The sequence below is a fragment of the Pantoea sp. OXWO6B1 genome, assembly GCF_001641135.1.
In the GTDB taxonomy this organism is placed as follows: domain Bacteria; phylum Pseudomonadota; class Gammaproteobacteria; order Enterobacterales; family Enterobacteriaceae; genus Pantoea; species Pantoea allii.
The window spans coordinates 3,572,297-3,597,807 of sequence record NZ_LWLR01000001.1; the positions used below are offsets into that span (position 1 = coordinate 3,572,297).

At 45.6% G+C, this 25,511-nt stretch carries 25 protein-coding genes; 10 read left to right on the forward strand and 15 right to left on the reverse strand.

The annotated features are described in order from the left end of the window. Positions 1–3 precede the first annotated feature (3 nt). From hisD to A6A26_RS18860, 10 genes are all read left to right on the forward strand, one after another. On the forward strand, positions 4–1,311 hold the full coding sequence (gene hisD, locus A6A26_RS18815) for a histidinol dehydrogenase (RefSeq protein WP_063880143.1): 1,308 nt from the start codon (positions 4–6) through the stop codon (positions 1,309–1,311). Continuing rightward, positions 1,308–2,378 (forward strand): histidinol-phosphate transaminase, encoded by a 1,071-nt coding sequence (gene hisC / locus A6A26_RS18820; RefSeq protein WP_063880144.1) that lies wholly within the window; start codon positions 1,308–1,310, stop codon positions 2,376–2,378. Before hisD ends, hisC begins: the two co-directional genes overlap by 4 nt. A gap of 2 nt (positions 2,379–2,380) precedes the next feature. After that, a complete protein-coding gene (gene hisB / locus A6A26_RS18825; RefSeq protein ID WP_063880145.1) occupies positions 2,381–3,448 on the forward strand; it encodes a bifunctional histidinol-phosphatase/imidazoleglycerol-phosphate dehydratase HisB in 1,068 nt (355 codons plus the stop codon). Next, a complete protein-coding gene (hisH, locus tag A6A26_RS18830) occupies positions 3,448–4,038 on the forward strand; it encodes an imidazole glycerol phosphate synthase subunit HisH (protein ID WP_063880146.1) in 591 nt (196 codons plus the stop codon). The genes hisB and hisH overlap by 1 nt, the downstream gene beginning before the upstream one ends. After that, positions 4,038–4,775 carry a 1-(5-phosphoribosyl)-5-[(5-phosphoribosylamino)methylideneamino]imidazole-4-carboxamide isomerase gene (gene hisA, locus A6A26_RS18835; RefSeq protein WP_063880147.1) on the forward strand — a complete coding sequence of 246 codons (738 nt, stop codon included), beginning with the start codon at positions 4,038–4,040 and terminating at the stop codon, positions 4,773–4,775. Before hisH ends, hisA begins: the two co-directional genes overlap by 1 nt. After that, positions 4,757–5,533, forward strand: a complete 777-nt coding sequence (gene hisF, locus A6A26_RS18840; RefSeq protein WP_063880148.1) for an imidazole glycerol phosphate synthase subunit HisF — start codon at positions 4,757–4,759, stop codon at positions 5,531–5,533. Before hisA ends, hisF begins: the two co-directional genes overlap by 19 nt. Beyond that, positions 5,527–6,138 (forward strand): bifunctional phosphoribosyl-AMP cyclohydrolase/phosphoribosyl-ATP diphosphatase HisIE, encoded by a 612-nt coding sequence (gene hisIE / locus A6A26_RS18845; RefSeq protein WP_063880149.1) that lies wholly within the window; start codon positions 5,527–5,529, stop codon positions 6,136–6,138. Before hisF ends, hisIE begins: the two co-directional genes overlap by 7 nt. 88 nt (positions 6,139–6,226) lie before the next feature. Continuing rightward, positions 6,227–6,706: a YbaK/prolyl-tRNA synthetase associated domain-containing protein gene (locus A6A26_RS18850; protein WP_063881212.1), complete on the forward strand. Its 480-nt coding sequence runs from the start codon at positions 6,227–6,229 to the stop codon at positions 6,704–6,706. 66 nt (positions 6,707–6,772) lie between these two features. Continuing rightward, positions 6,773–7,570 (forward strand): ABC transporter substrate-binding protein, encoded by a 798-nt coding sequence (locus A6A26_RS18855; protein ID WP_063880150.1) that lies wholly within the window; start codon positions 6,773–6,775, stop codon positions 7,568–7,570. Positions 7,571–7,674: 104 nt separating this feature from the next. After that, positions 7,675–8,976, forward strand: a complete 1,302-nt coding sequence (locus A6A26_RS18860; RefSeq protein WP_063880151.1) for a succinylglutamate desuccinylase/aspartoacylase family protein — start codon at positions 7,675–7,677, stop codon at positions 8,974–8,976. Positions 8,977–9,107: 131 nt separating this feature from the next. Here A6A26_RS18860 and wzzB read toward each other — a convergent pair whose 3' ends face one another. The 15 genes from wzzB to galF form a co-directional block, all read right to left on the reverse strand. After that, positions 9,108–10,121, reverse strand: coding sequence for an LPS O-antigen chain length determinant protein WzzB (gene wzzB, locus A6A26_RS18865; protein WP_253851907.1), 1,014 nt, complete (start codon positions 10,119–10,121; stop codon positions 9,108–9,110). A 102-nt stretch (positions 10,122–10,223) separates the two neighbouring features. Beyond that, positions 10,224–11,633: an NADP-dependent phosphogluconate dehydrogenase gene (gene gndA / locus A6A26_RS18870; protein ID WP_063880152.1), complete on the reverse strand. Its 1,410-nt coding sequence runs from the start codon at positions 11,631–11,633 to the stop codon at positions 10,224–10,226. Positions 11,634–11,764: 131 nt separating this feature from the next. Continuing rightward, complete coding sequence (locus A6A26_RS18875; RefSeq protein ID WP_063880153.1) at positions 11,765–12,550, reverse strand: galactosyltransferase-related protein; 786 nt, start codon at positions 12,548–12,550, stop codon at positions 11,765–11,767. Between the two features lie 11 nt (positions 12,551–12,561). Then, positions 12,562–13,587, reverse strand: a complete 1,026-nt coding sequence (locus A6A26_RS18880; protein WP_063880154.1) for an EpsG family protein — start codon at positions 13,585–13,587, stop codon at positions 12,562–12,564. Then, the gene (locus A6A26_RS18885) at positions 13,584–14,450 is read right to left on the reverse strand and encodes a glycosyltransferase family 2 protein (RefSeq protein WP_063880155.1); all 867 of its coding nucleotides are present in this window, start codon (positions 14,448–14,450) and stop codon (positions 13,584–13,586) included. The genes A6A26_RS18880 and A6A26_RS18885 overlap by 4 nt, the downstream gene beginning before the upstream one ends. After that, positions 14,451–15,200, reverse strand: coding sequence for a glycosyltransferase domain-containing protein (locus A6A26_RS18890; protein WP_063880156.1), 750 nt, complete (start codon positions 15,198–15,200; stop codon positions 14,451–14,453). Next, complete coding sequence (asnB, locus tag A6A26_RS18895; protein ID WP_063880157.1) at positions 15,197–17,053, reverse strand: asparagine synthase (glutamine-hydrolyzing); 1,857 nt, start codon at positions 17,051–17,053, stop codon at positions 15,197–15,199. The genes A6A26_RS18890 and asnB overlap by 4 nt, the downstream gene beginning before the upstream one ends. Beyond that, positions 17,041–18,255 carry an oligosaccharide flippase family protein gene (locus tag A6A26_RS18900; RefSeq protein WP_063880158.1) on the reverse strand — a complete coding sequence of 405 codons (1,215 nt, stop codon included), beginning with the start codon at positions 18,253–18,255 and terminating at the stop codon, positions 17,041–17,043. The genes asnB and A6A26_RS18900 overlap by 13 nt, the downstream gene beginning before the upstream one ends. A 117-nt stretch (positions 18,256–18,372) precedes the next feature. Next, complete coding sequence (rfbC, locus tag A6A26_RS18905) at positions 18,373–18,912, reverse strand: dTDP-4-dehydrorhamnose 3,5-epimerase (protein WP_063880159.1); 540 nt, start codon at positions 18,910–18,912, stop codon at positions 18,373–18,375. A 2-nt stretch (positions 18,913–18,914) separates the two neighbouring features. After that, entirely contained in the window at positions 18,915–19,793 is an 879-nt protein-coding gene (gene rfbA / locus A6A26_RS18910; RefSeq protein ID WP_063880160.1) for a glucose-1-phosphate thymidylyltransferase RfbA, read from the reverse strand. 59 nt (positions 19,794–19,852) lie between these two features. Further along, positions 19,853–20,740, reverse strand: a complete 888-nt coding sequence (gene rfbD, locus A6A26_RS18915; protein ID WP_063880161.1) for a dTDP-4-dehydrorhamnose reductase — start codon at positions 20,738–20,740, stop codon at positions 19,853–19,855. After that, positions 20,740–21,825, reverse strand: coding sequence for a dTDP-glucose 4,6-dehydratase (rfbB, locus tag A6A26_RS18920; protein WP_063880162.1), 1,086 nt, complete (start codon positions 21,823–21,825; stop codon positions 20,740–20,742). Before rfbB ends, rfbD begins: the two co-directional genes overlap by 1 nt. A 142-nt stretch (positions 21,826–21,967) precedes the next feature. Then, entirely contained in the window at positions 21,968–23,044 is a 1,077-nt protein-coding gene (wecA, locus tag A6A26_RS18925) for a UDP-N-acetylglucosamine--undecaprenyl-phosphate N-acetylglucosaminephosphotransferase (protein ID WP_063880163.1), read from the reverse strand. Positions 23,045–23,554: 510 nt separating this feature from the next. Continuing rightward, positions 23,555–24,568: a UDP-glucose 4-epimerase GalE gene (gene galE / locus A6A26_RS18930; protein ID WP_063880164.1), complete on the reverse strand. Its 1,014-nt coding sequence runs from the start codon at positions 24,566–24,568 to the stop codon at positions 23,555–23,557. A gap of 45 nt (positions 24,569–24,613) precedes the next feature. Continuing rightward, positions 24,614–25,510 carry a UTP--glucose-1-phosphate uridylyltransferase GalF gene (gene galF, locus A6A26_RS18935; protein ID WP_063880165.1) on the reverse strand — a complete coding sequence of 299 codons (897 nt, stop codon included), beginning with the start codon at positions 25,508–25,510 and terminating at the stop codon, positions 24,614–24,616. Position 25,511 lies beyond the last annotated feature (1 nt).

The window sequence follows — 25,511 nt, forward strand, 5'->3', positions numbered from 1 at the left end:
GCGATGAGCAAAATCATGACGCCCGTGAACTGGCAAGCGTGCAGCCGCGAGGAGCAACAGGCGCTGCTGGCGCGCCCCGCGCTCTCCTCATCTGACAGCATCAGTCAGATTGTGCGCGATGTGTTGGTCAGGGTGAAAGACGAGGGTGACGCGGCGTTACGTGAATTCAGCGCGCGCTTTGACAAGGTCGACGTAAAAACGCTGCGCGTCACACCGCAGCAGATTCAGGCCGCCAGCGATCGTCTTGGTGACGAACTGAAGCAGGCGATGGCAGTAGCCATTGGCAATATTGAAACCTTTCACCGTGCGCAGATCTTACCGCCGGTGGATGTGGAAACGCAGCCCGGCGTGCGCTGTCAGCAAATGACGCGCCCGGTACAATCCGTCGGTTTGTATATTCCTGGCGGTTCTGCCCCGCTGTTCTCTACCGTGTTGATGTTGGCGACGCCTGCACGCATTGCCGGTTGCGGTCGCGTCGTGCTGTGTTCGCCTCCGCCCATTGCGGATGAAATTCTCTATGCAGCGCAGCTCTGCGGGGTGGAAGAGGTGTTTCAGGTCGGTGGTTCACAGGCGATTGCCGCCCTGGCCTTTGGCACGGAAAGCATTCCTAAGGTGGACAAAATTTTCGGCCCGGGCAATGCCTGGGTGACCGAGGCCAAACGTCAGGTGAGCCAGCGTCTTGATGGCGCGGCGATTGATATGCCCGCCGGTCCGTCGGAAGTGCTGGTGATTGCCGATGAAGGTGCGACGCCGGCTTTCGTGGCCTCTGACCTGCTGTCACAGGCGGAACACGGCCCCGATTCGCAGGTGATTCTGCTGACGCCTTCCCAGGCGCTGGCTGAGCGCGTCGCCGACGCGGTTGAAGAACAGCTGGCCCAGTTGCCGCGCGCCGCGACTGCCCGGCAGGCGCTGGAAAGCAGCCGTCTGATCGTGGCCCAGGATATGCAACAGTGCCTCGACATTTCCAACCGATATGGCCCGGAGCATCTGATTCTGCAAACCCGCGCGCCACGGGACCTGGTCGAACACATCACCAGCGCCGGTTCGGTTTTTCTGGGAGACTGGTCGCCGGAATCAGCGGGTGACTATGCATCCGGTACCAACCATGTGCTGCCCACCTATGGCTACACCGCGACCTGCTCCAGCCTGGGCCTGGCCGACTTTCAGAAACGCATGACCGTGCAGGAACTGACACCGCAGGGCTTCCTGAACCTGGCGGCGACCATCGAAACCCTGGCGGCGGCTGAACAGCTGCATGCCCATAAAAATGCCGTTACGTTGCGCGTTGCCGCACTCAAGGAGCAAGCATGAGTCAGGATATTGAACAGCTGGCACGGGCTAACGTGCGGACACTGACGCCCTATCAGTCGGCCCGACGCCTGGGCGGCAATGGTGATGTCTGGCTGAACGCTAACGAGTTCCCGCTGCCGGTGCCCTTTGAGCTGTCGCAGCAAACCCTGAATCGCTACCCGGAATGCCAGCCGAAACAGGTGATCACGCGTTATGCGGCCTATGCCGGTCTCACGCCAGAGCAGGTGCTGGTCAGCCGTGGTGCAGATGAAGGCATTGAACTGCTGATGCGTGCATTTTGTGAGCCGGGGAAAGATGCCATTCTTTTCTGCCCACCGACCTATGGCATGTACAGCGTCAGTGCCGAAACCATCGGCATTGAATACCGTACCGTTCCGGCGCTGAAAGACTGGCAGTTGAACCTGCCCGCGATTGCCGAACAACTCGACGGTGTGAAAGTGGTCTACATGTGCAGCCCGAATAACCCCACCGGTAATCTGATTGATCAGGACGATATCCGTCAGTTGCTGGCGATGACCGCCGGAAAAGCGCTGGTCGTCGCGGACGAAGCCTATATTGAGTTTTGCCCCCAGGCGACGCTCGCGGGCTGGTTAAAGGATTATCCGCACCTGGTGATTCTGCGTACCTTATCGAAAGCTTTTGCGCTGGCTGGCCTGCGCTGTGGCTTTACCCTGGCGAATAAGCCGGTCATCGATTTGCTCATGAAAGTGATTGCGCCCTATCCGCTTGCCACACCGGTCGCCGACGTCGCGGGCCAGGCCCTGAGCGAGGAAGGCGTTGCCCTGATGCGCCAGCACGTGGAAGAGCTGAATGCCAATCGCCGCTGGCTGTTTGAGCAGTTACCACAGATTCGCGCCGTAGAGCAGGTTTTTCCCAGCGAAACCAACTATATTTTGGTGCGCTTTACTGACTCGCCGCGGGTCTTTAAAACCTTGTGGGATCAGGGCATTATTTTGCGTGACCAAAACAAGAATCCCGGCCTTGCAGGCTGTCTGCGTATCTCTGTAGGAACCCGAACAGAGTGCGAACGCCTGATCGCCGCGCTGCAAGCCTTATCTCTGGAGTAAGCATGAGTCAGAAGACCCTTTTTATTGACCGCGATGGCACGATTATCTCTGAACCTCCGCAGGATTTTCAGGTGGATCGCATGGATAAGCTGGCATTTGAGCCGGATGTGGTGCCCGCGCTGCTGGCGCTTCAGGACGCAGGCTATCAGCTGGTGATGATCACCAATCAGGACGGTCTGGGCACGGACAGTTTTCCTCAGGCCGATTTTGATGGCCCGCACAATCTGATGATGCAGATCCTGAACTCGCAGGGCATTCGCTTTAGCGACATTTTGATCTGCCCACATAAGCCAGACGATCACTGCGACTGCCGCAAGCCAAAAACCAAAATGGTGGAAGCCTGGCTGGCAGAGGGCGCACTCGACATCGCGCAAAGCTATGTGATTGGCGATCGTCAGACCGATATTCAGCTGGCCGAGAACATGGGCATTCAGGGCATTCGCTACGGCACAGAAGGTCAGGACTGGAAAGCCATTCAGCAACAGCTGACACAACGCGATCGCTATGCACTGGTACAGCGCAACACCAAAGAAACCCAGGTGCGCGTCGAGGTCTGGCTGGACCGTGAAGGCGGTAGCAAGATCAATACCGGTGTGGGGTTCTTTGACCACATGCTGGATCAGATTGCCGTACACGGCGGCTTTCGCATGAACATCGAAGTAAAAGGCGATCTGTACATCGACGATCACCACACGGTTGAAGATACCGGTCTGGCACTGGGTGAAGCACTGCTGAAAGCCCTGGGCGATAAACGCGGCATTGGTCGTTTTGGCTTTGTGCTGCCAATGGACGAATGCCTGGCGCGCTGCGCGCTGGATATTTCCGGTCGTCCGCATATCGAATTCAAAGCGGAATTCAGCTACCAGCGCGTGGGCGATCTCAGCACGGAGATGGTGGAACATTTCTTCCGTTCGCTGTCCTACGCCATGATGAGCACCCTGCACCTGAAGACGAAAGGTAAAAACGACCACCACCGTGTGGAAAGCTTGTTCAAAGCCTTTGGCCGTACGCTGCGTCAGGCCATTCGCGTTGAGGGAAATACCCTGCCGAGCTCGAAAGGAGTGCTCTAATGAACGTGGTGATCCTGGATACGGGCTGTGCCAACCTGTCATCGGTAAAGTGGGCCGTTGAACGTCTGGGCTACGCGCCAGAGGTCAGCCGCCATCCTGACGTGGTGCTGCGCGCCGATAAGCTGTTTCTGCCGGGCGTAGGCACGGCGCAGGCCGCCATGAATCAGTTAGAAGAGCGCGAGCTTATTGAGCTGGTCAAAGCCTGTACGCAACCGGTATTAGGTATTTGTCTGGGGATGCAACTGCTGGGCAGCCACAGCGAAGAAAACGGCGGCGTGCCGACGCTGGGCATTATCGACCAGCCGGTTTCGCTGATGGATACTCAGGGATTGCCGCTGCCGCACATGGGCTGGAACCAGATTACCTCGCAGGCCGGAAATCATCTGTTTCGCGGCATCGATGAAGGCAGCTATTTCTACTTCGTCCACAGCTATGCCATGCCGGTAAACGCTAGCACCATTGCCCAGTGCCACTATGGCCAGGCCTTTACCGCCGCAGTGCAGAAAGATAATTTCTTTGGCGTGCAGTTCCACCCGGAACGCTCTGGCAAAGTGGGCGCACAGTTGCTGAAAAACTTCCTGGAGATGTAATGATTATCCCCGCATTAGATTTAATCGATGGCAAGGTCGTGCGCCTGCATCAGGGTGATTATGCGCAACAGCGTGATTACGGCAGCGATCCCCTGCCCCGTTTGCAGGACTACGCAGGCCAGGGCGCAACGGTATTGCACCTTGTTGACCTGACCGGTGCCAAAGACCCGGCTAAACGCCAGATTGCCTTACTGAAAAACCTGCTCAACGGCGTAAATGCGATCGTGCAGGTTGGCGGCGGTATTCGCACCCGGGATGACGTAAAAGCGTTGCTGGATGCGGGCGCCAGCCGGGTCGTTGTCGGTTCAACCGCCGTTAAACAGCCCGAGGACGTCAAAGCCTGGTTTCAGGAATTTGGCCCCGAGGCCATCGTGCTGGCGCTGGACGTCCGTATTGATGCGGCGAACCGTAAAGACATCGCCATCAGCGGCTGGCAGGAAGCGGCCGGTGTGACGCTGGAAGAGGTGATCGAACAGTTTCAGCCCGTTGGCCTCAGGCATGTCCTCTGCACGGATATTTCCCGCGACGGTACGCTCAGCGGCTCGAATGTGGAACTGTATAAAGAAGTGACCGCGCGCTTTCCGCAGATTGCGTTTCAGTCGTCGGGCGGTATTGGTGAACTCAGTGATATTGCCGCCTTACGCGGCAGTGGCGTTCAGGGCGTGATTGTCGGGCGTGCGCTGCTGGAAGGTAAATTTACGGTTTCGGAGGCAATAGCATGCTGGCAAAACGGATAATTCCCTGTCTTGATGTGCGTGACGGTCAGGTGGTGAAAGGCGTTCAGTTTCGTAATCACGAAATTATCGGTGATATCGTGCCGCTGGCCCAGCGCTATGCGGAAGAAGGGGCCGACGAACTGGTATTTTATGATATCACCGCCTCATCGGATGACCGTGTAGTGGATAAAAGCTGGGTTTCGCGCGTCGCTGAGGTTATCGATATTCCTTTCTGCGTGGCGGGCGGGATTAAAACCCCGGAAGATGCAGCCCGGATTCTGGAGTTTGGTGCGGATAAAATCTCCATCAACTCCCCTGCCCTGGCCGATCCTTCTTTGATCACCCGGCTGGCCGACCGCTTTGGCGTGCAGTGCATCGTAGTGGGCATTGATACCTGGTTCGATGATGCCAGCGGCAAATATCATGTTAATCAGTACACGGGCGATGAATCCCGGACGCGCGTTACCCAATGGGAAACGCGCGACTGGGTGCAGGAAGTGCAGAAGCTTGGCGCAGGTGAGATTGTGCTGAACATGATGAACCAGGACGGCGTGCGCAATGGCTATGACCTGGTACAGCTAAAGACAATGCGTGAAGTGTGCAAGGTGCCGCTTATCGCCTCCGGTGGCGCAGGTACCATGGCCCACTTCCTTGAGGCCTTTGAACAGGCCAACGTTGACGGTGCCCTTGCGGCATCGGTGTTTCACAAACAGATTATTAATATCGGCGAGCTGAAACGCTTTCTGATCGACAACGGTGTGGAGATTCGCGCGTGTTAACTGAACAACAGTTGTCCCGGTTAGACTGGGAAAAGACCCAAGGCATGATGCCCGTTATCGTCCAGCACAGCGTATCTGGCGAAGTTCTGATGCACGGTTATATGAACCAGGATGCGCTGAAGAAAACCCTGCAGGACGGTAACGTGACGTTTTTTTCACGTACCAAAAACCGGCTGTGGACCAAAGGTGAAACCTCTGGTCACTTTTTGCAGGTCGTCAGCATTACGCCGGACTGTGACAACGACACGTTGCTGGTGCTGGCGAACCCGATTGGCCCAACCTGTCATCTTGGTACGTCCAGCTGCTTCTCGCCTGCTGCCCCTGACTGGACGTTCCTCTATCAGCTGGAACAACTGCTGGCATCACGTAAAAGCGCCGATCCGGACAGCTCTTACACCGCGAAACTCTATGCCAGCGGCACCAAGCGCATTGCGCAGAAAGTCGGTGAAGAAGGTGTAGAAACCGCACTGGCGGCGACGGTGAACGATCGTGAAGAGCTGACCAATGAAGCCTCGGATCTGATCTATCACCTGCTGGTACTCCTGCAGGACCAGGCGTTAGACTTCAGCGCGATTATCAGTAATCTGCGCGCCCGTCATAAGTAGATTGTCCTCTCTGCTGCTCCTCCGTCAGGCGAGCAGCAGCGTTACAAAAAGGCGCGGTGGCGCCTTTTTTATTAAAACGGAAAAGCCGATGCTCAGTACCCATGAAAAATTGATCGCGTTGCTCGATCAACATCAGGCACGTTACCGGCTGGTCGCCCATCAGCCCAGCGGCAAATGTGAAGCCGTCGCACAACTCCGCGGCACCGATGTCGGTCAGGGTGCAAAGGCGCTGGTGTGCCATGTCAAAGGCAATGGGGTTAAACAGCATGTGCTGGCGGTGTTGCCGGCCGACCAGCAGGCGGACCTGTCCAAAGTGGCTGCGGCAGTGGGCGGACGCCGAGCCTCACTCGCCTCACCGGCGGAAGTGGACAGCCTTACCGGCTGTGTATTTGGCGCTATTCCGCCATTCAGCTTTCATCCCGATTTACTGCTGATTGTCGATCCGCTGCTGTTTGAACGTTACGATGAGATTGCGTTTAATGCGGGCGTGCTGGACCACTCAGTGATCCTGAACACCCAGGATTACCGTGCACTTTGTGGGGCTAACACTGTGAAAATCATCCTCTAATTGCCATCACCCCGGTCGAAAGGTACTCTGCGTAATACAACATTACGACAACAGAAGATCTTAACTATGGCAACGAAAACCCTCAAAACCCGCCTGCGCGCTGCGCTGGCACTGGCCGTGCTTGCCGGTTGTGTGTTCGGCGCACAGGCAAAAATCGAACAGGTCCGCTTCGCTGTCGATCCCACCTATCCGCCTTTCGAATCAAAAACCCCGCAGGGCAAACTGGTGGGGTTCGATATCGACTTAGGCAACGCCCTGTGTGCACAGATGCAGGCGAAGTGCGTGTGGGTGGAAAGTCAGTTCGACGGCATGATCCCGGCACTCAAAGCCCGTAAATTCGATGCCATCCTGTCTGACATGGGCATTACAGAAGAGCGTTTGAAGCAAATCGACTTTACCCAGCCGCTTTACGATACCCACACTCAGCTTATCGCACGCAAAGGTTCTGGCCTGTTACCGACGCCAGAGTCGCTCAAAGGGAAAACGGTTGGTGTAGAACAGGGCACGGTGCAGGAACGTTATGCCCGCGCAAAATGGCAGCCGCATGGCGTCACCGTAGTGCCTTACGGCGATCAGGCCCAGGTGGAAAGCGATTTAGTAGCCGGACGCCTTGACGCGGTCTTTACCGATGCCGCGCAGGCCGCCAATGGTTTTCTGAAGCAGCCGCAGGGCAAAGATTTTGCGCTCGCAGGCCCGATTGTTCAGGACCCCATTATCGGTCCAGGCACGGCTATTGGCCTGCGTAAAGGTGACACCGAGCTGAAAACGGCGCTGGATAATGCCTTTGATGAAATCAAGAAAAACGGCACCTTTGATAAGATTCAGAAGCACTATTTCTCGACCGACATTTCCATTCAAAAGTAAGGTCATGAAGGGCATTTTCGCCCTTCGGCCTCTGCAGGGCTATACTCAATGACTTTATGGGCAGCGCTTGCTGCCCTGAACCGACAAAAGGACATTAACACGGTATGTACCAACAACATCACCCCTTGTTAAGCGCCTCTCTCGGCACCCAGCGTGAAATCATCAGTTTTCATTTTGGCGATGACCCTACGCGACAGGTTTATATCCAGGCAGCCTTGCATGGGGATGAAATACCCGGCATGGCTGTCGCGTGGTTTTTGAAACAGCGTCTGCAAACCCTGGAGTCCGCCGGGCGGTTGAAAGCGTCGTTTACGCTGATCCCGGTTTCTAATCCTCTGGCGCTCAGCCAGCACTGGCATGGCACCCATTTAGGGCGATTTCATACCCAGACCGGACAAGACTTTAACCGTAAGTTTCCGTCGCTTGGCGCCTCGCTGGCTAATGAACTGGCCACTGTCCTGACGCCAAACGAAACCCAGAACAAGCGGCTGATTCGCGATGCGATCGATCGCCACTACCGTGATACCGTGCCCAAAACGGAGCTTGAAGCACAGCGTTTCACGCTGATGCGCATGGCCAGCCAGGCTGATTTAATGATCGACCTGCATTGCGACTGGGAAGCCCTGCCGCATCTGTATACCACGCCTCATGCGTGGCCGGAGGTTGAACCGCTGGCACGCTGGTTAGGCAGTGAAGTTCAACTGCTGGCGCAAATTTCCGGCGGAGAGCCATTCGATGAAGCCTGTTGCGAACCCTGGCTGACGCTGGCTGACCGCTTTGGCGAACAGTTTCCGATGCCGCAGGGCTTGTTACCTGTGACGCTTGAACTTCGGGGCGTGCGCGACGTGTCACCAGAGCAGGCGGAGCAGGATGCCGATGCGATTATCAGCGCGCTACAGGAATCGGGCTACATTACCGCCAGTGAGGCTGCCGTTTCTGTCGAGGTCGCGGCACCGGTTATCGGCGGTGATGAACTGGTGTCGGTCGCCAGCGGCGGCGAAGATGTAGTAGGCGTTGACGAGAGCGGTACCGGACTCGGCGCTCCGGGTGTGGCAACGAGCATTGATGAAAGCAGCATTATTAAACAACGTCATATCGAAGGGACATCCGCCCTGTCGCCTGCGCTGAAAAATCCCCCTACTCCGCTTGCGGGTTGCGAATATGTTCACTCGCCGGTGTCGGGACTGATTCTGCATCGTAAACCTCTGGGTGCGCTTATCAGGCCAGGTGAAGTGGTCGCGGAGATTGTCGATCCGGTAACGGACCATATCACACCACTGGTGGCGGAGTTCGGTGGGATACTTTATGCCCGTCACTGGGCCAGATTTGCCACTGCAGGGATGTTGGTGTTGAGGTTGGCGGGAGAGAAGTCGGTGAGGAGTGGGGATTTGTTGGTTCAACATTGAGTTTTAATCGAACCTGAAGCGTTTAAATTTTGGCTAAATGATTTTTATACTAAACCATTATTTAGCTGCTTAGATGAGAAACACGCGGATGCTAAAGGCTGATCAAAGTTAAGATCAGCCTTTTACTTTTGTTAAACCCGGTTACGGTAACTGGTGAGTGAATTACGACCAATGACAATAACAGAGCCCAATAAAGCACCGATTAAAAACGCAATCATCAGAGCAATGCCTTTCCTGGGACTTAAACGTTTGATGGGTAAGTCAGGTTGAGAAATATAGCGGTAGGCTTGTAGGTTCTCAACTTCAATTTTAAGATGTGTAACAGCAAGTAGCGCGCGTTGTGCCTCATAGTATTCCTTACTGAAATCGAGCGGTTTAGAATTCTCATTCTCAACCATAGCATTAAGCGCATTGCTGCCTAATAAATATAAAGTGTCATCAGAAAGAAACTCAGCCTGATTCACTTGCAACTTGCCTATATCAGAAGCATTTGCGATTGTTAAAGCCTGTTTGATAACTTCAAGACGATGCTCTTTCTGATTTAATGCAACTTGCTTGTAAGTATCTAATGTATTTGTAAGTTCACGGGTTTTGACACTTAAGTTTCTTTTAATATCATCGCCATAATCTTTGACGACTTCATTATTAATTTGAGAAATATATTGAGTCAATTGCATTTGTGCTTGCTTTGCACTATGTGCTACGAGTGAAATATTTAGAGCATCTTCGCTCCCTTTGACTGGATTTAATGTCAGTGTGACAGGCGTTTCAAGGTTATTCAGCGCCCCTGCAAGCGCACTCATAGAAGCAGAAAAACGGTTAAACAGTTGGCTTTGAAGCCCAATAAGAGAAGGTTTATCTTGCGGGGAATCAGCATAAACGATACTCAAAGCCGCATTGTAGTTAGCAACCTGACCCGCAGCGGGAAGCGTTAAAGTTGAAGTTGAAACCCACTTTTCTTTTACAAAATGGAGATAAGCAATACCAATCAAAACTGAAACAACAATGGTGGAAATAATAATAATTCTTCCACGCCAAAGTTGTACAATTAAATCAATTAAATCGATACCGGAATCATTTCTCTCTGCTACATACATGCCATGCCGGGATGAATGCTCGTCGTTTGCGTTATTTTTATTTGTCATAAATTCATTAATTCAGCTCGAATTACCTTCAAATGTGAGTTAAGGCTCCAGAGTGATAATATTTTAAAAGCCTCTTAAAATAAAGAGGCTTTTTTTTTATAGTTATTCAAGCCATTCCGTATGGAAAACACCTTCTTTATCAATACGTTTATAGGTATGTGCACCGAAGAAGTCGCGTTGTGCCTGAATCAGGTTGGCAGGTAAGACCGCTGAACGATAGCTGTCGTAATAAGCCACTGCTGATGAGAAAGTTGGTGTAGGAATACCATTCTGAACACCATAAGCAACAACATCACGTAATGCTTGCTGGTATTCGTCAGCTATATTTTTGAAGTAAGGTGCCAAAAGTAAATTAGCAATATTCACATCATCAGCGTAGGCATCAGTAATTTTCTGAAGGAACTGCGCCCGGATGATGCACCCTGCACGGAAAATTTTGGCAATTTCACCATATTGAAGATCCCAGTCGTATTGATCTGACGCAGCTTTTAGCTGAGAAAAACCTTGCGCGTAAGAGACAATTTTACCCAGATATAAAGCCTGACGAACTTTCTCAATAAATTCAGCTTTATCACCGTTGTATTTTTCGGCTGCGGGGCCAGTTAAAACTTTTGAGGCTGCAACACGTTGAGATTTAAGTGATGAAAGATAGCGAGCAAAAACAGACTCAGTGATCAGTGACAACGGCTCACCCAGATCAAGCGAACTTTGGCTTGTCCATTTTCCTGTTCCTTTATTAGCAGCTTCATCCAGAATCACATCAACTAAATATTTTCCATCATGATCTTTTTTAGTGAAAATATCTTTAGTTATATCTATCAGATAACTGCTTAACTCACCGTCATTCCATTGTGTAAACGTTTCAGCCAGTTCTTCATTTGTTAAATTAAGCGCACCTTTCAAAAGAGAATAGGCTTCTGCAATTAACTGCATATCACCATATTCAATACCGTTATGAACCATTTTCACATAATGGCCTGCACCGTCAGACCCAATATAGGTTACACATGCTTCACCATCTTCAGCGCGGGCAGCAATTTTATTTAAAATAGGCGCAACAAGCTCATAGGCTTCTTTTTGACCTCCAGGCATAATTGAGGGACCTTTAAGCGCGCCCTCTTCACCACCTGATACGCCTGTACCAATGAAATTGAAACCTTGATCTGAAAGTTCTTTGTTGCGACGAATAGTATCTTTATAAAAGGTATTACCGCCGTCGATTAAAATATCGCCTTTATCAAGATGCGGTGTCAGTGAAGCAATAGTCTTATCAGTAGCTTCCCCAGCCTGCACCATCAACAAGATGCGACGTGGTTTCTCAAGGGAATCGACGAAATCTTCAACGGAGTAAAATGGAGCCAGTTTCTTGCCTGGATTTTCAGCAATCACTTCATCCGTTTTTTCATGTGAACGATTGAATACTGAAACAGTATAACCGCGGCTCTCAATGTTAAGTGCCAAATTACGGCCCATTACCGCCATACCTACAACGCCGATTTGTTGCTTAGACATTCTTGACTCCTTCTGTGCTCTTCGCGCCTGGCGCGATTAAAATATGGTTAAAATCATACCCCAAATGACACATCTTAGTAAAAAAAAGCGAACGCTTGAAAACAGACCGGAAAAAGAATCAAGCGTACGTTTCATTTAATAGAAGAATTCACGGGAAGTTTGAGATGCTTGCTTAGTATAAACCTCAACGCACTGGTTAGGTGCCATAAAAAATGCTTACTAAAAATTTTGCGGTTGTTATGCTGAGCAGTATGTACGGCCTTTATTTGAGGAAAATACAAGAGTTTCATACCTTGCAATCTTGCTCTGTAACAAATATCAATATCTTCACAGTACATAAAATAATTTTCGTTAAAACCCTGTACTTTTTTGTAAGAAGATGATTTAAAAGCTATGAAAGAGCCTGCTACCCACTCCATATCCATTGCCTCTTCATTAGCAGAAAAATTAGCAAAATAACTTTCTCTTTTAATGCCCACCAATGATGAAAAGAAAGATATAAAAGTTGGATATTTACGTATTGATAAATCTCTGTTTTTAAAGTCTTCGTCTTTAAAAAGAGAAATTCCTGCAACATCAGCATCATATTTATTCATTAAAGCAGTTAAGTCGTCGATGCTTTTAGTATTTATAGCGACATCGGGGTTGATAAGAATAAATATATCATCGTCTTGCATCCCAAGAACGTCAACACAGTATTTAAAGTTGACATTATTATTACTTCCAAAACCAAGCCCATAAGCATTATCGATAAGATGTATTTTTATGGTTTTACAAAAATCATTCAACACCCTACTATCTGTAGCAGTATTATTTTTTAAAACAACATTATACTTTGCTGCGAGATCCTGAAAAAAAACCGTCTTCATAATCATGTCAGCATGATTATGTGAAACTAAAGAAATAAAAATACTCATAAAATGGCCATTTAATGAAGAATTAATTTCGCAGATGAATATAAAAAGATAGCTGCACTTATCAAAATAAATAATCGATATAACGGTTTACTGGACACAGCAAAAACATTCATCGCGAGCACAAAGAATAAAATATCATATATACAGAAGAAATCAGACAATCTTATTGCTAAAGAATCATTCCCTCTAAAAAACCACCCAAGTAACAAACTAAAATAAGAAATAAAAAATGACAAATAAAGTAAGTAATTTTTTCTAACAAGTTCTTTATTTTTATTCAAGTAAATCCAGCGCAGAAAAAACATAAACACAAAAATTTTTATTAAAACATATGTGTTAAACAAAGGAATAGCTGACGTTTGATACGAACCATCTATATAGGGTAAAATCCTTTCTTGCAAAAATGGAATTTTCGCCATCAACTCCATGAAAAGCCTGTAAGGATCGATAAGTACGATGCTAAAGGATAGTATAAATGTGATAACTATGAAATTAAAAAGATTAGCGCTTTGTCTTTTCCTCAAAAACGAGTGAAGTGGAATCACTACCAATATTAAGATCGCCGAAAGATGAATTGAAGCGGCGATTAAGAAAACCACACCGGCACGCAACCTGTATGAATTTAAATAAAAAAAGAAAGATAAGAAACAAAGGCCTATGGCCGCGCCAGCACGATATTGTATTAGGTCATGAATTATAAAAAGTCTGGATAAATATAGCGCACCAAACCAAAAAAACATTTCTGCATTGAGAAACCTATAGGCGACAAACATTTTTGTGCTAATCGAAATAGTAAACAAAATGAATATTACGCCCAGAACGCCTAAGCTTAAAAAATAAGAAACATTCGATATAAAATAAAAACCAGGATCTTTTAATAAGACCCAAGTGTCCAGATAAGACAAGTTTACCGAGGATTCATACCAATTAAGATAGGATTGAAAATCAGGTGAATTTGCAAAATCAAAGATAATAAAAACAGCAATAGCAAGAAGTAAATATGAAACTAATATAATTCTTTTGTTATTTGTCGTCATCTTTTTTTACCAGAACGACCACATATTCCGTCCCAAATGCCTTTTAACATGTAAGAGGTATGTTGAAGAGGTTTTTCAGTGAAAAAGGCATACACCATAAACCTCGGGCACAGTTTAATAATTTCCATTTTCTTCCACTGAGAATGGATATGTTTCATTCTTAACAAATGAAAAACGTTTCGAAAATAATAATAGTGTCGAATAGGTGAATGATTGACATAAGTCCGATTCATAACCTTGACCGGCTTACCACCAATCTCATGACTCATCTTCAACCAAGGCAATCCTAATATTTGATACCCTTTATGCCTTGCTCGCAGGCACCACTCAATGTCCACAAAATCGATGAACAGTTCATCAAGCATAAAACCGATATGTTGGATAGTTGAAAGCCTAATCATTGAGCCAGACGTTATTACATAAGATGCCTGAATAGGTTGATTGCCCACAGCCGGTTGCCTGACAATTCTGTCTTTTTCGCAAATAATAAACTCAGCATTTTTATTAATTGCCTTATCAAAATACGAAGGAGATACCAGACATGTCTTCTCATCAGTTTCTTTGATATATTCGATCAGCGATATTATTAAATTATCTTCAGGCTCACTATCCTGATCTAATAAAAAAGCAAACTCATAATTATTTTCTATTAAATAAGCAAGGCCTTTATTTAATGCTGTTGCTATTCCTTGATTTCCATTCAAATTGATAACTTTTGTAGAAGGCAATGTATAGCTTTGTGGCTTTTCACTGTTATCAACAATGACGACATCATATTTTTCACTTAGCCTGCGAGCAGTCTCTACGTTTTCAATTTCAGGGTGATAAAAGACTATGATGATGCCAAATTTATTGCTATCCATTTAAAATCCACCTGCCAAAGAATGCATGTATTTGTTTAGTTTTGCTTTGATGCGTCTTTTTAAACTTGAGTTAGAAGCTTTATGTGGTACCAGATTAAAATTCTTTTTAAGGAACCTCGCATCACTTCTACCCAAGCTCTTAATTTCAAACATGTTAGACCACGCCACATACATTAAGGATAACTGATCCCGCTTTACCCCGTTTAAATATTCTTTATACCATTCATCCATTAACATATTGATAGAAGGGTCATTTTTTCTAATAATGATAGAACACTCAAAGAGACCATAATGAGAAGGAAAACCAGACCGTTTATATTTCCTCATCTGACTGTAAATATTCCATTGCCAGTCATAGCCGATCAATAAACATTCTGTAGCCTCTTCATATAAACAGTTCCGACCAAAATGATCATACATAAATATTTTTTCATCTTGGCTTTTAACTGTCTCCACCAATAAAGACAAATCACTTAATATTTCTATATTGCCATCAATGTATATTGTTAATTCGTAATTATTAAAATAATGAAAAACATGCGGAGTGATTTTAATTTTACGATTGATGGTTTTCTTATCAAGTCCGGAGAATTTTTCTTCTTCATCTATCTGAATCAATTTCCAGGGATAAGGTACATCAATGTAGGTATCACTAAAGCACAGATAATCAATCTCATTATTAATAACAGCTGGCTTTATAATCTTATCGTATCCACCAGTAACACAAGTGTAAACGGCAATTTTGTTCATTTTTTTACCAAGAAATTAGCTAAATTACAAAGACCCCAAATTTTTTCACTATTATCCTTGAACCCATTTTGGTGCTCATGCCATATTTTTTCTATAACGCTGGCATTGAACTTGTCCGATGGTAAAGATTTTAATCTATCGTAAGCCCAGTCTTTTAATTCGACTCTTAGCCAACGTTTCATTGGAAGCGAAAATCCTTGCTTAGGTCTTTCAATCAACGTTCTGTCAACATATTTGTAGAGCATATCTTTAAGGATTTTTTTCTGTACTTTATTATCCATTTTGTAATGTGTTGGTAAGCTGTATGCAAACTCGACAACTTTATGGTCAAGAAATGGTGCGCGCGTTTCCAGGCTAACAGCCATGGATGCTCTGTCCACTTTCGTCAATACATCATCTGAGAGATAATAATTTAAATCGTGAAGACAGACTGACGTTATTCCATCTTTAAATTGTGGCGAAGAATCTTGAGAAATCGGCGGATCATTTAACATAGGGAAATCTGAATTTCTGTATTTATCCATCCAAAAATCATTTAGTTGATATGGCTCTTTAAAATTCCACGCGAGCGATAAGTTTTCAGCTCGTTGCAAGTAAGGATTTAAGCCTTTTATTTTTAATCTTTTGAGCGTGTTTGAAATTTTTGTTACGGGTAATGCCGATAATGCATTTGTTTCCCATAATTTTTTTAGCAGCGGATACTGACTATAGCCCATGAATAATTCGTCGCCACCATCCCCTGATAACGCCACTGTTACATGTTCCCGAGCAAATTTGCTCACCATAAAGGTAGGTATTTGAGAACTGTCCGCAAAAGGTTCATCCCAAATTTTTGGGATTTTATCAATTATTTTAAGAGCTTCATCTGGAGTAATATTATAATTGAAATGTAGTGTTTTGAGATGTTTCGCAATTTCGATAGCATGTTGCGATTCATCGAACTCTTTGTCAGGCATTCCAATGGAAAAAGTCGTGACGTTTTGATTATTCTTTTTAAGTAATGCAACAACAGCACTTGAATCAATGCCTCCAGATAAGAAAGCCCCTACTTTTACATCAGCAATAGACTGTAACGCTATTGTATTGGTTAATATACTGTCTAGTTCCTCTAAACAGTTATTGTAATCTTTTTTATTAAAATTTTTATCAGTTACTGAAGCCCGGACTGACCAATAGCAGACAGGCTCGACATCATTTTTTGCCAACATATCTTCATAAGTAAAATGCAAGTAGTGAGCTGCTTTTAATTTTTTAATATTCTTATATATAGAGTTTGGCGATGATATGTAGTTTTTGTGTAGGAATCTGTTAACAGAATCCCAGTCTATTTCTTCACTAAACTCCGGATGTTCTTTTATCGCTTTTATTTCTGATGAAAAAACAAAAGACCCACCCAAATACCCGTAATATAATGGCTTTTCACCCAGGCGATCCCGCGCCAGACTTAACGTTCTTTTACGAACGTCCCATAGCGCAAAGGCATACATCCCTGTCAGGTTCTGAAGTGTCTTAGATAAACCCCATTCAATAATGCACTTTAATAAGGTTTCGGTGTCTGACATCCCTTTCCAATTTAATGATAGCGTGCCTGACAATTTATTACGGAGCTCAAGGTGGTTATAAATTTCGCCGTTGAAGGTTAAAACGTAATTACCACAATCACTGACCATCGGTTGATGACCCGACGCTGTTAAATCTACAATGGATAAACGAGTGTGGCCTAAAAATAAATTGCAAGAATCGTCATGCCAAATGCCATCGGAGTCAGGCCCCCTATGTTTAATGGTAGCCAGCATATTAGCAATAATATTTTTGTTGTTGTGCTCACCAATAAATCCAACTATTCCACACATGACGTTCTCCGGAAAAATATTCTTATGAAATATATTACATTGATAATTTGAGCCAAGCCAACTCCCAGCAACCAACCTTCACTGCCTAAAAACTTCAATAAGAAACCACCCAGCAACATGGAAATAACAGTTATTAATATATTAATTTTAATTATTTTGTTACTTTTATTAATAAGATTTAAATAGCCTGTTATAACAGGACCATAGATACCAAAAAAAATATAAAATGCAGCCGAGTACAAAACTCTATATGCACCCTCGTATTGACTACCGAATATATAGTTTTCTATTTGAGTCTCGAACAAAACTAACCCTAATAAAATGCCAAGGGAGAATAATGTATAAACACCAACGACGAACAGGACGGTACTCTTGTATTTTTTAAAGTCATTATTGAAGATTACAGTCAACTTAGGATACGCCGCCACATGCGTTAATATTCCCAATGAGATAAAAAGATTCATGAATCTTTCAATCGCAGCATAAACACCGCTCTGGGTAGAACCGTAAAAATACGAGACAACTAAAACGCCTGACATTGTGTACAGTGCTGAAATCATCTGCGATATAAAAATATCGCGTCCATCTTTAATTACAATGAAAGGTTTTAAAATTCTTATTTTTTCTAAATATCTCACAGAGAAAATAAATGTTAACAACCCATTAATTGCAGCTGAAAAAACCAAACACAAGATAGCTACAGTATAGCCATCATTTTTTTTCAAAAAAAAGTAGGCTAGAATAAATGTTGCCAGAGAGCCTAAGATGGAGCAAACACTGCTGATTAAAAAATTTCCATTATATTGTAAAAACCATGCGCTGTTTAAAACCCATGAAAATGGCATAATAAGGAACAAAAGATAGACCAGACTGTATTTTTCCTGATTTATAATAAAATAAACTAAAAAAATGAACGTTACCAGAAAAAACAGCACTCCTTTCGCTGACAATATTACATTAAAGAAATATTCTTTTTTATCACTATTTTCAGCTATTAATTTAGGTCCAGTCATATTGAACGAATACTGGATTATAACTGACATATAGGTAACCAGACTTAAAAATACCGCCAGTTTTCCATAATCATTGACACCAATAATTTTTATAATCATTGGTGATACATAAAACACTGTCAGGCCACCGAAAAAAAACTGAACAGCCAGAAAAAAATTATCAAACACTATTTTCTTGTAATGCCCCATACTGCTATCTCATGTTGCGCGTAAAATTAATTATTTATATTAGCGTTGATTCTTTTGAATAAGCTGATGATTTTTTCTAAACTATCAGCTTATTGGTTTATATTATTCCGTATACATTTAGCGCGTTTTGTTAAACTTAGGTTGATTGCTGTCTTTATTGGACAGCAGAGGCGAGCCCATTACAGGCCATTCAATACCGATGTCAGCATCATTCCACATCAGTCCTCTGTCACTTTCTGCATGATAATAATTTGTCGTTTTGTATAAGAACTCTGCAGAATCACTTAAGACTAAAAAACCGTGTGCAAACCCCTCAGGAATCCACAACTGTCGCTTGTTTTGAGCCGACAAATGCACACCAACCCACTTGCCATAGAATGATGAATCTTCACGTATGTCGACGGCCACGTCATAGACTTCACCTGTAACACAACGGACCAACTTACCCTGAGAATAGGGTGGAATTTGATAATGCAATCCTCTGAGAACGTTTTTAGCAGACTTAGAATGGTTGTCTTGAACGAACTCAATCTTTCGCCCGACCGCTTCATCGAATTTTTTTTGATTAAAGCTTTCCATAAAGAACCCGCGCTCATCACCGAATACTTGTGGTTCTAAAATAAGCACATCTGGAATATCAGTTTCAATCACTTTCATGCTTAATAGCCTTTCAACATTTTCATCAAGTATTGCCCATAGGCATTTTTCAAAAGTGGTTTTGCTAAAGTCTCAACTTTTTCAGCTGATATAAACTCTTTACGGAACGCGATTTCTTCAGGACAAGATACTTTTAGCCCCTGCCGTTCTTCTATCGTCGCAATGAAATTGCTTGCCTCAATCATACTTTGATGCGTTCCCGTATCAAGCCATGCATAACCTCGCCCCATCATGGCTACAGAAAGTCGTCCCTGCTCAAGATAGAGACGATTAATATCAGTGATTTCGAGTTCACCACGAGTAGAAGGTTTAAGATTCTTAGCCATTTCGACGACATCGTTATCGTAAAAGTATAAACCTGTGACCGCGTAGTTACTTTTAGGTGTATCAGGTTTTTCTTCCAGGCTTATTGCCGTGCCTTGCTTATCAAACTCAACGACGCCGTATCGTTCTGGATCATTTACATGATAGGCAAAAACAGTCGCGCCATTTTCTTTTTCAATAGCTGCTTCCATAAGCTTTGGCAAATCATGGCCATAAAATATATTGTCACCCAATACTAATGCGACGTTACTATTTCCAATGAAACTTTCGCCAATAATAAATGCTTGTGCTAATCCATCAGGAGAAGGTTGAACCTTATATTCTAAATTTATTCCCCACTGACTTCCATCTCCGAGTAACTGCTGAAAACGGGGTGTATCCTGGGGCGTACTTATAATTAAAATGTCTCTTATCCCGGCCAGCATCAGCGTAGAAAGCGGATAGTAGATCATAGGCTTGTCATAAATTGGCAGTAACTGTTTACTGACAGCCATCGTTACAGGGTAGAGGCGGGTTCCAGATCCACCCGCAAGAATTATGCCTTTACGCTTTTCCATATATTTTTCTCTTTAAACACAAAATGCCTGATCTCAGGCATTAGCGGATTATCAAATTTTTAAGTCAATAGTTCATTCAGTGTACGCTTAACACCCATTTCCCATTCAGGCAAATTAATCTTAAATGTCTGTTGGAATTTAGTATTATCTAGTCGCGAATTATTTGGCCGGGGTGCTGGCGTTGGATAAGCACTCGTTGGAACCGCTTTAACGCTTTCAAGTTCAAGCATGGCACCGTTGTTACGCGCTTCAGAAAATACTAATGATGCATAATCAAACCACGTGGTGATACCGCTCGCTACCAGATGGTATATACCGGAAACTTCGGGTTGGGAAACGGCAACACGAAGTGCATGAGCAGTACAGTCGGCCAGTAACTCCGCACCAGTAGGTGCGCCAAACTGATCGTTAATGATGGACAGTTCTTTTTTATTTTTTGCAAGGTTCAGCATCGTTTTAGCAAAGTTACTTCCTTTTGCTGCATAGACCCAACTTGTGCGAAAAATCAGATATCTGGTACTGTGCATCTGTATTGCTTTTTCACCCGCCAATTTACTTGCACCGTAAATATTAACAGGCTCCGTGATATCACTTTCTCGCCACGGTGTTTCGCCCTTGCCCGAAAAAACATAATCTGTCGAGTAGTGCACTATCCACGCATTAATTTTTTCAGCTTCTTTAGCAATGACTTCAACGCAGTCCGCATTTAATAAATAAGCTTGTTCAGTGTCAGACTCTGCTTTATCGACTGCCGTATAAGCCGCAGCATTAACAATGATGCCCGGTTTGAGCTGTCTTATGGTTTGCGCAATAGCATCAGGTTGACTTAAATCACCACAATACGCTTGTGAGTGCCTGTCAAGCGCAACAACTTTACCTAGCGGCGCGAGTGCTCTTTGTAGTTCCCAGCCCACCTGCCCTGATTTACCTAAAAGCAGGATATCCATTACTGGCGTTCTCCGTAGTTCTCTTCGATCCAGCTTTTGTATGCACCACTTTTCACATTGTTAACCCATTCAGTATTGTGTAAGTACCACATTACCGTTTTACGGATACCACTTTCGAAGGTTTCCTGAGGTTTCCAACCAAGATCGTTTGCAATTTTTCTCGCATCAATGGCATAGCGGCGATCGTGTCCAGGCCTGTCTTTTACATAGGTAATTTGCTCACGATAGGACACTTCTTTGGGGACGATTTCGTCTAATAAATCGCAAATTGCGAATACAACATCGAGATTTTTCCTCTCGTTATGACCGCCAATATTGTATGTCTCCCCTATTTGTCCAGAGGTCACAACTGTATAGAGCGCTCTCGCATGATCTTCAACATATAGCCAGTCACGAATCTGGTCACCTTTGCCATAAACAGGTAATGGTTTACCTTCAAGCGCATTAAGTATGACGAGAGGGATAAGTTTTTCTGGAAAATGATAAGGACCGTAATTATTTGAACAATTGGTAACGAGGGAAGGCAAACCGTATGTCCGTGTCCATGCTCTGACCAGATGATCGCTGGATGCTTTCGAGGCAGAGTAAGGACTGCTTGGTGCATATGGCGTGTTTTCTGTAAACAAGGGGAGCCGTTGAGATTCTTCCACTTCGTCTGGATGAGGTAAGTCACCATAGACTTCATCTGTTGAGATGTGGTGAAAACGAAAATTTTTTTTCTTAATGTCGCCCAGGGTCAACCAGTACTGCCGTGCTGCTTCCAATAGAGTGTAGGTGCCTACAATATTGGTTTCAATGAAAGCGGCTGGGCCAGTTATTGAGCGATCAACGTGGCTTTCTGCAGCCAGGTGCATGATTGCATCTGGCTGATGACGCTCCAGAATCGAGGTCATTTGGTCTGCATGACATATGCTTGCATGTTCAAAACTGTAACGCTCATTGCTCTCGATGTCCTTGAGTGACTCGAGATTGCCTGCATAAGTCAGTGCGTCAACATTTATAACGCTGTCGTGCGTATTTTTAATTATATGACGAACTACCGCGGATCCAATAAAACCTGCACCACCAGTCACTAAAATTTTCACGATTGCTATCCAGATATTATTTCAAGTTCAACATTTTAAGCCAATTTCAAATTAATTGGCTCAAAATGCAATTTACTTTGTGTGTTAAGTTTAGTCTTCGCTACAGCTAAAAATTCGCATCTTAGCCGGAATAAATCTAAGGTCAGAACTTATCTGCTAATACTTCATTTTCATTCTGTTTTGAGAGCTTAATTGAGTTTATTCTATGAAATCTTGCTGACTTGTTGATGGCCGCATTAAAGGAGAAGAACAGACCAATAAATGCCAGCAGTTGCCAACAATCACCCATTCTAATGCTTTCCAATACAATCCCAATCATTGCAAGTATAGCGGCACAGGAGGTCATGACAATGAGTGTACCACGTCCGGTCAGACCGCCTCTCATCAGTAAATGGTGGAGGTGTTCTCTGTCAGGCCTGAAAGGGCTGCAACCACGCCGTATGCGTGAGCTCATCACTCGTACCATATCCATCAAAGGAACCGCTATCAACCAGAGTGCTGTGACAGGCCGCATCACTGCCTCAGTCCCCTGAGTCGCGATCATGAGCAACCAAATTACTGTAAATCCGATAAGTGTACTTCCTGCATCTCCCATAAAGACTTTAAATTTCCTACCCCATGGGATACCAAGATTTAATAAAATATAAGGTAGACAGGCCGCCATCAGGCAGGTGCACCACAATGCAATTTTTGGATTACCACCAAGCTCAAAAACGATACCCAGAGCCCCAAATGTGACGCATGACAATGCCCCTAACAGGCCATCAATACCATCAACCATATTAAATGCATTGATCGCTCCGATGACAGCAAAGAGCGTAAATGCATAACCAAACATACCCAGCACTAACTGAAATCCGAACAAGACATTGCCAAGCGAGTACAGGTAGTAACTGTTCCACATCATTATGCACGCCATCAAAGCCTGAATCAGTATGCGAGGCATAACTGGCAGATCGAAACGATCGTCAAGTACGCCTACAGCTAAAAGCACAGTAGCGCAGAACATATAAATGGTGAAGTCAGGTAACCAACCCGGCTGCATGAGATAAAGTATCCAAAGTGATAAGTAGACCGATACGCCGCCAACTAAGGGAATGTGTCCTTTATGTTGCTTTCTGTCGTTGGGCTTATCGACCAGTCCGACCTTGCGCGCGACCTTGCGCGCAATAAAGAGCAACGCAAATGCACTTAGAAAAACACAAACGATCTCTTGCATGTATGCACCACTGCTGAGTTGTCATATTTTAACCACGCTACCGCCCCTGGCTATCGCAACCACTTGCGTGAACGTAGTTTTAGCCATCGTTAAGCATAGACTGCATTACAAAATGGCGTTGTATTGCCGGGCTAATATTTTTGAGAACCCAGCCTAATCGATAAAAAACCTTACGATTCTCGTACTATACGGGTCTCGAAACAAGGTTTAAAAAGCCACTTTTTGACAATTTTGTAATTAACCCGGCTGCAAAATCACAAACTTGCTCATTTAATCTACAAAGCTCTATATCCATTCGCACAGTAGGTTAAGTATAACGGCCATATTCCCTTGATTTTATTCATTAAAAAAACAAAAACTTGATGTTCTGATTTTTTTCTAATGAACCAGTTTCATTTGCTGGCTAATGTAAAAAAATTAACTGCCTGAAAGAAAAAACCCCCACGTTGTTTAATGACTACATAGCATTAGAACAACGTGGGGGTTTTTTATACGCTCAACGTGACGGGATTAGCGAAACCCATCCGGATTCTTCGACTGCCAGTTCCACGTATCGCGCATCATCGCATCGATACCACGCGAAACGCGCCAGTCCAGTTCCTGGTTTGCCAGCGAGGCATCCGCCCAGAACGCAGGCAAATCACCATCACGACGTGGCTTGATTTCAAACGGAATCGGTTTGCCTGAGGCTTTCTCAAACGCCTTGATCATTTCCAACACGGAGAAACCTTTCCCACCACCGAGGTTATAGGCTTTATAACCCTCGATCTTGCCAAGATGGTCCAGCGCTTTCAGGTGGCCTTCCGCCAGGTCAACAACGTGAATATAGTCACGCAGACAGGTGCCGTCTGGCGTGTCATAGTCACCGCCGAAAACGCCTAACTTGTCCAGCCGACCGATAGCGACCTGGGCAATATAGGGCAGCAGGTTATTAGGAATACCCGTTGGGTCTTCGCCAATCTCACCCGACTCATGCGCGCCGACCGGGTTAAAGTAGCGCAGTGCAATGGTTTTGAAATGAGGTTCAGCTTTGGCGAAATCACGAATGATAAATTCAACCATCAGTTTGGAGGTACCATACGGACTCGTGGTACCACCAATCGGTGTAGTTTCCACGTAAGGCACGGGCGCATTGGCACCGTAAACGGTGGCGGAAGAGCTGAAAATAAAGTTCCAGACGCCCGCATTGCGCATCTCTTCCAGCAGAACTACCGTGCCGGCTACGTTGTTTTCGTAGTATTCCAGCGGCATACGCGTTGACTCCCCTACCGCTTTTAACGCGGCAAAGTGAATCACGGCAGAGATACTGTTTGAAGCGAACAGGTCACGCAGGCAGGCGCGGTCAAGAACATCACCTTCGATAAAGGTGGCTTTCTTACCGGCAAGTTTTTCAACCCGATTGATGGCCTCACGCGAGGCGTTGCACAGATTATCCAGTACCACCACATCATCACCGCGCTCAAGCAGTGCCAGCACTGTGTGGGAGCCGATATAACCTGCTCCTCCCGTTACCAAAATAGCCATCTTTTCTCCCTTTCTGCCGCGTCAGCCGCAGCGAATAATATGTGATTACTTCGCCAGAATTTTCTTGATGGCTTCGCGGAACTCGCGACCTTGCGCATTGCTACGCAAACCATAAGAAACAAATGCCTGCATGTAACCCATTTTACGTCCGCAGTCGAAACTGTGTCCTGTCATCAGTGACACATCCACCGTTTTCTTCTTACTCAGGCTGGCAATGGCATCCGTCAGCTGAATACGGCCCCATGCACCCGGTTCGGTACGTTCCAGTTCAGCCCAGATATCCGCAGAAAGCACGTAACGGCCTACCGCTGCCAGATCCGAGTTTAACTCATCGGGATGCTCTGGTTTCTCAACGTAGTTGGTAATGGTGCTGACATCGCCTGGGTTTTCCAGCGGCTGCTCCGTAGTGATAACGGAATACTCAGACAGATCGTAGTCGGTAAGGTGTTTTGCCAGTACCTGGCTGTTACCTGTCTCTTCAAAACGTGCAACCATTGCCGCGAGATTATAGCGTAAATGGTCAGCGGTGGAATCGTCTAACAGCACATCCGGCAGGACAACAACAAAAGGATTGTCGCCAATCATAGGACGTGCGCAGAGGACGGAATGGCCCAGGCCCAATGGCTGCGCCTGGCGCACGTTCATAATGGTCACGCCTGGTGGGCAAATTGACTGGACTTCACTCAGCAGTTGGCGCTTAACGCGTGCTTCGAGCAGAGCTTCAAGCTCATAGGTGGTGTCAAAGTGATTTTCTACCGCATTTTTTGACGCATGGGTGACCAGCACAATCTCTTTGATACCTGCCGCAACACACTCATCAATGATGTATTGAATCATTGGCTTGTCCACTACAGGCAGCATCTCTTTCGGAATGGCTTTAGTCGCCGGAAGCATATGCATACCGAGACCCGCAACCGGGATTACTGCTTTAAGCTTGGTCATA

Coding starts and splice junctions, on each gene's coding strand:
- A6A26_RS18850 (WP_063881212.1), top strand. CDS start 6,227: ATGCTCAGTACCCATGAAAAATTGATCGCGTTGCTCGATCAACATCAG.
- asnB (WP_063880157.1), bottom strand. CDS start 17,053: ATGTGTGGAATAGTTGGATTTATTGGTGAGCACAACAACAAAAATATT.
- hisB (WP_063880145.1), top strand. CDS start 2,381: ATGAGTCAGAAGACCCTTTTTATTGACCGCGATGGCACGATTATCTCT.
- hisD (WP_063880143.1), top strand. CDS start 4: ATGAGCAAAATCATGACGCCCGTGAACTGGCAAGCGTGCAGCCGCGAG.
- A6A26_RS18885 (WP_063880155.1), bottom strand. CDS start 14,450: ATGGATAGCAATAAATTTGGCATCATCATAGTCTTTTATCACCCTGAA.
- A6A26_RS18860 (WP_063880151.1), top strand. CDS start 7,675: ATGTACCAACAACATCACCCCTTGTTAAGCGCCTCTCTCGGCACCCAG.
- rfbD (WP_063880161.1), bottom strand. CDS start 20,740: ATGGATATCCTGCTTTTAGGTAAATCAGGGCAGGTGGGCTGGGAACTA.
- rfbC (WP_063880159.1), bottom strand. CDS start 18,912: ATGAAAGTGATTGAAACTGATATTCCAGATGTGCTTATTTTAGAACCA.
- wzzB (WP_253851907.1), bottom strand. CDS start 10,121: ATGACAAATAAAAATAACGCAAACGACGAGCATTCATCCCGGCATGGC.
- galF (WP_063880165.1), bottom strand. CDS start 25,510: ATGACCAAGCTTAAAGCAGTAATCCCGGTTGCGGGTCTCGGTATGCAT.
- A6A26_RS18890 (WP_063880156.1), bottom strand. CDS start 15,200: ATGAACAAAATTGCCGTTTACACTTGTGTTACTGGTGGATACGATAAG.
- A6A26_RS18900 (WP_063880158.1), bottom strand. CDS start 18,255: ATGGGGCATTACAAGAAAATAGTGTTTGATAATTTTTTTCTGGCTGTT.
- hisC (WP_063880144.1), top strand. CDS start 1,308: ATGAGTCAGGATATTGAACAGCTGGCACGGGCTAACGTGCGGACACTG.
- hisA (WP_063880147.1), top strand. CDS start 4,038: ATGATTATCCCCGCATTAGATTTAATCGATGGCAAGGTCGTGCGCCTG.
- gndA (WP_063880152.1), bottom strand. CDS start 11,633: ATGTCTAAGCAACAAATCGGCGTTGTAGGTATGGCGGTAATGGGCCGT.
- rfbA (WP_063880160.1), bottom strand. CDS start 19,793: ATGGAAAAGCGTAAAGGCATAATTCTTGCGGGTGGATCTGGAACCCGC.
- A6A26_RS18875 (WP_063880153.1), bottom strand. CDS start 12,550: ATGAGTATTTTTATTTCTTTAGTTTCACATAATCATGCTGACATGATT.
- galE (WP_063880164.1), bottom strand. CDS start 24,568: ATGGCTATTTTGGTAACGGGAGGAGCAGGTTATATCGGCTCCCACACA.
- wecA (WP_063880163.1), bottom strand. CDS start 23,044: ATGCAAGAGATCGTTTGTGTTTTTCTAAGTGCATTTGCGTTGCTCTTT.
- hisF (WP_063880148.1), top strand. CDS start 4,757: ATGCTGGCAAAACGGATAATTCCCTGTCTTGATGTGCGTGACGGTCAG.
- A6A26_RS18880 (WP_063880154.1), bottom strand. CDS start 13,587: ATGACGACAAATAACAAAAGAATTATATTAGTTTCATATTTACTTCTT.
- A6A26_RS18855 (WP_063880150.1), top strand. CDS start 6,773: ATGGCAACGAAAACCCTCAAAACCCGCCTGCGCGCTGCGCTGGCACTG.
- hisH (WP_063880146.1), top strand. CDS start 3,448: ATGAACGTGGTGATCCTGGATACGGGCTGTGCCAACCTGTCATCGGTA.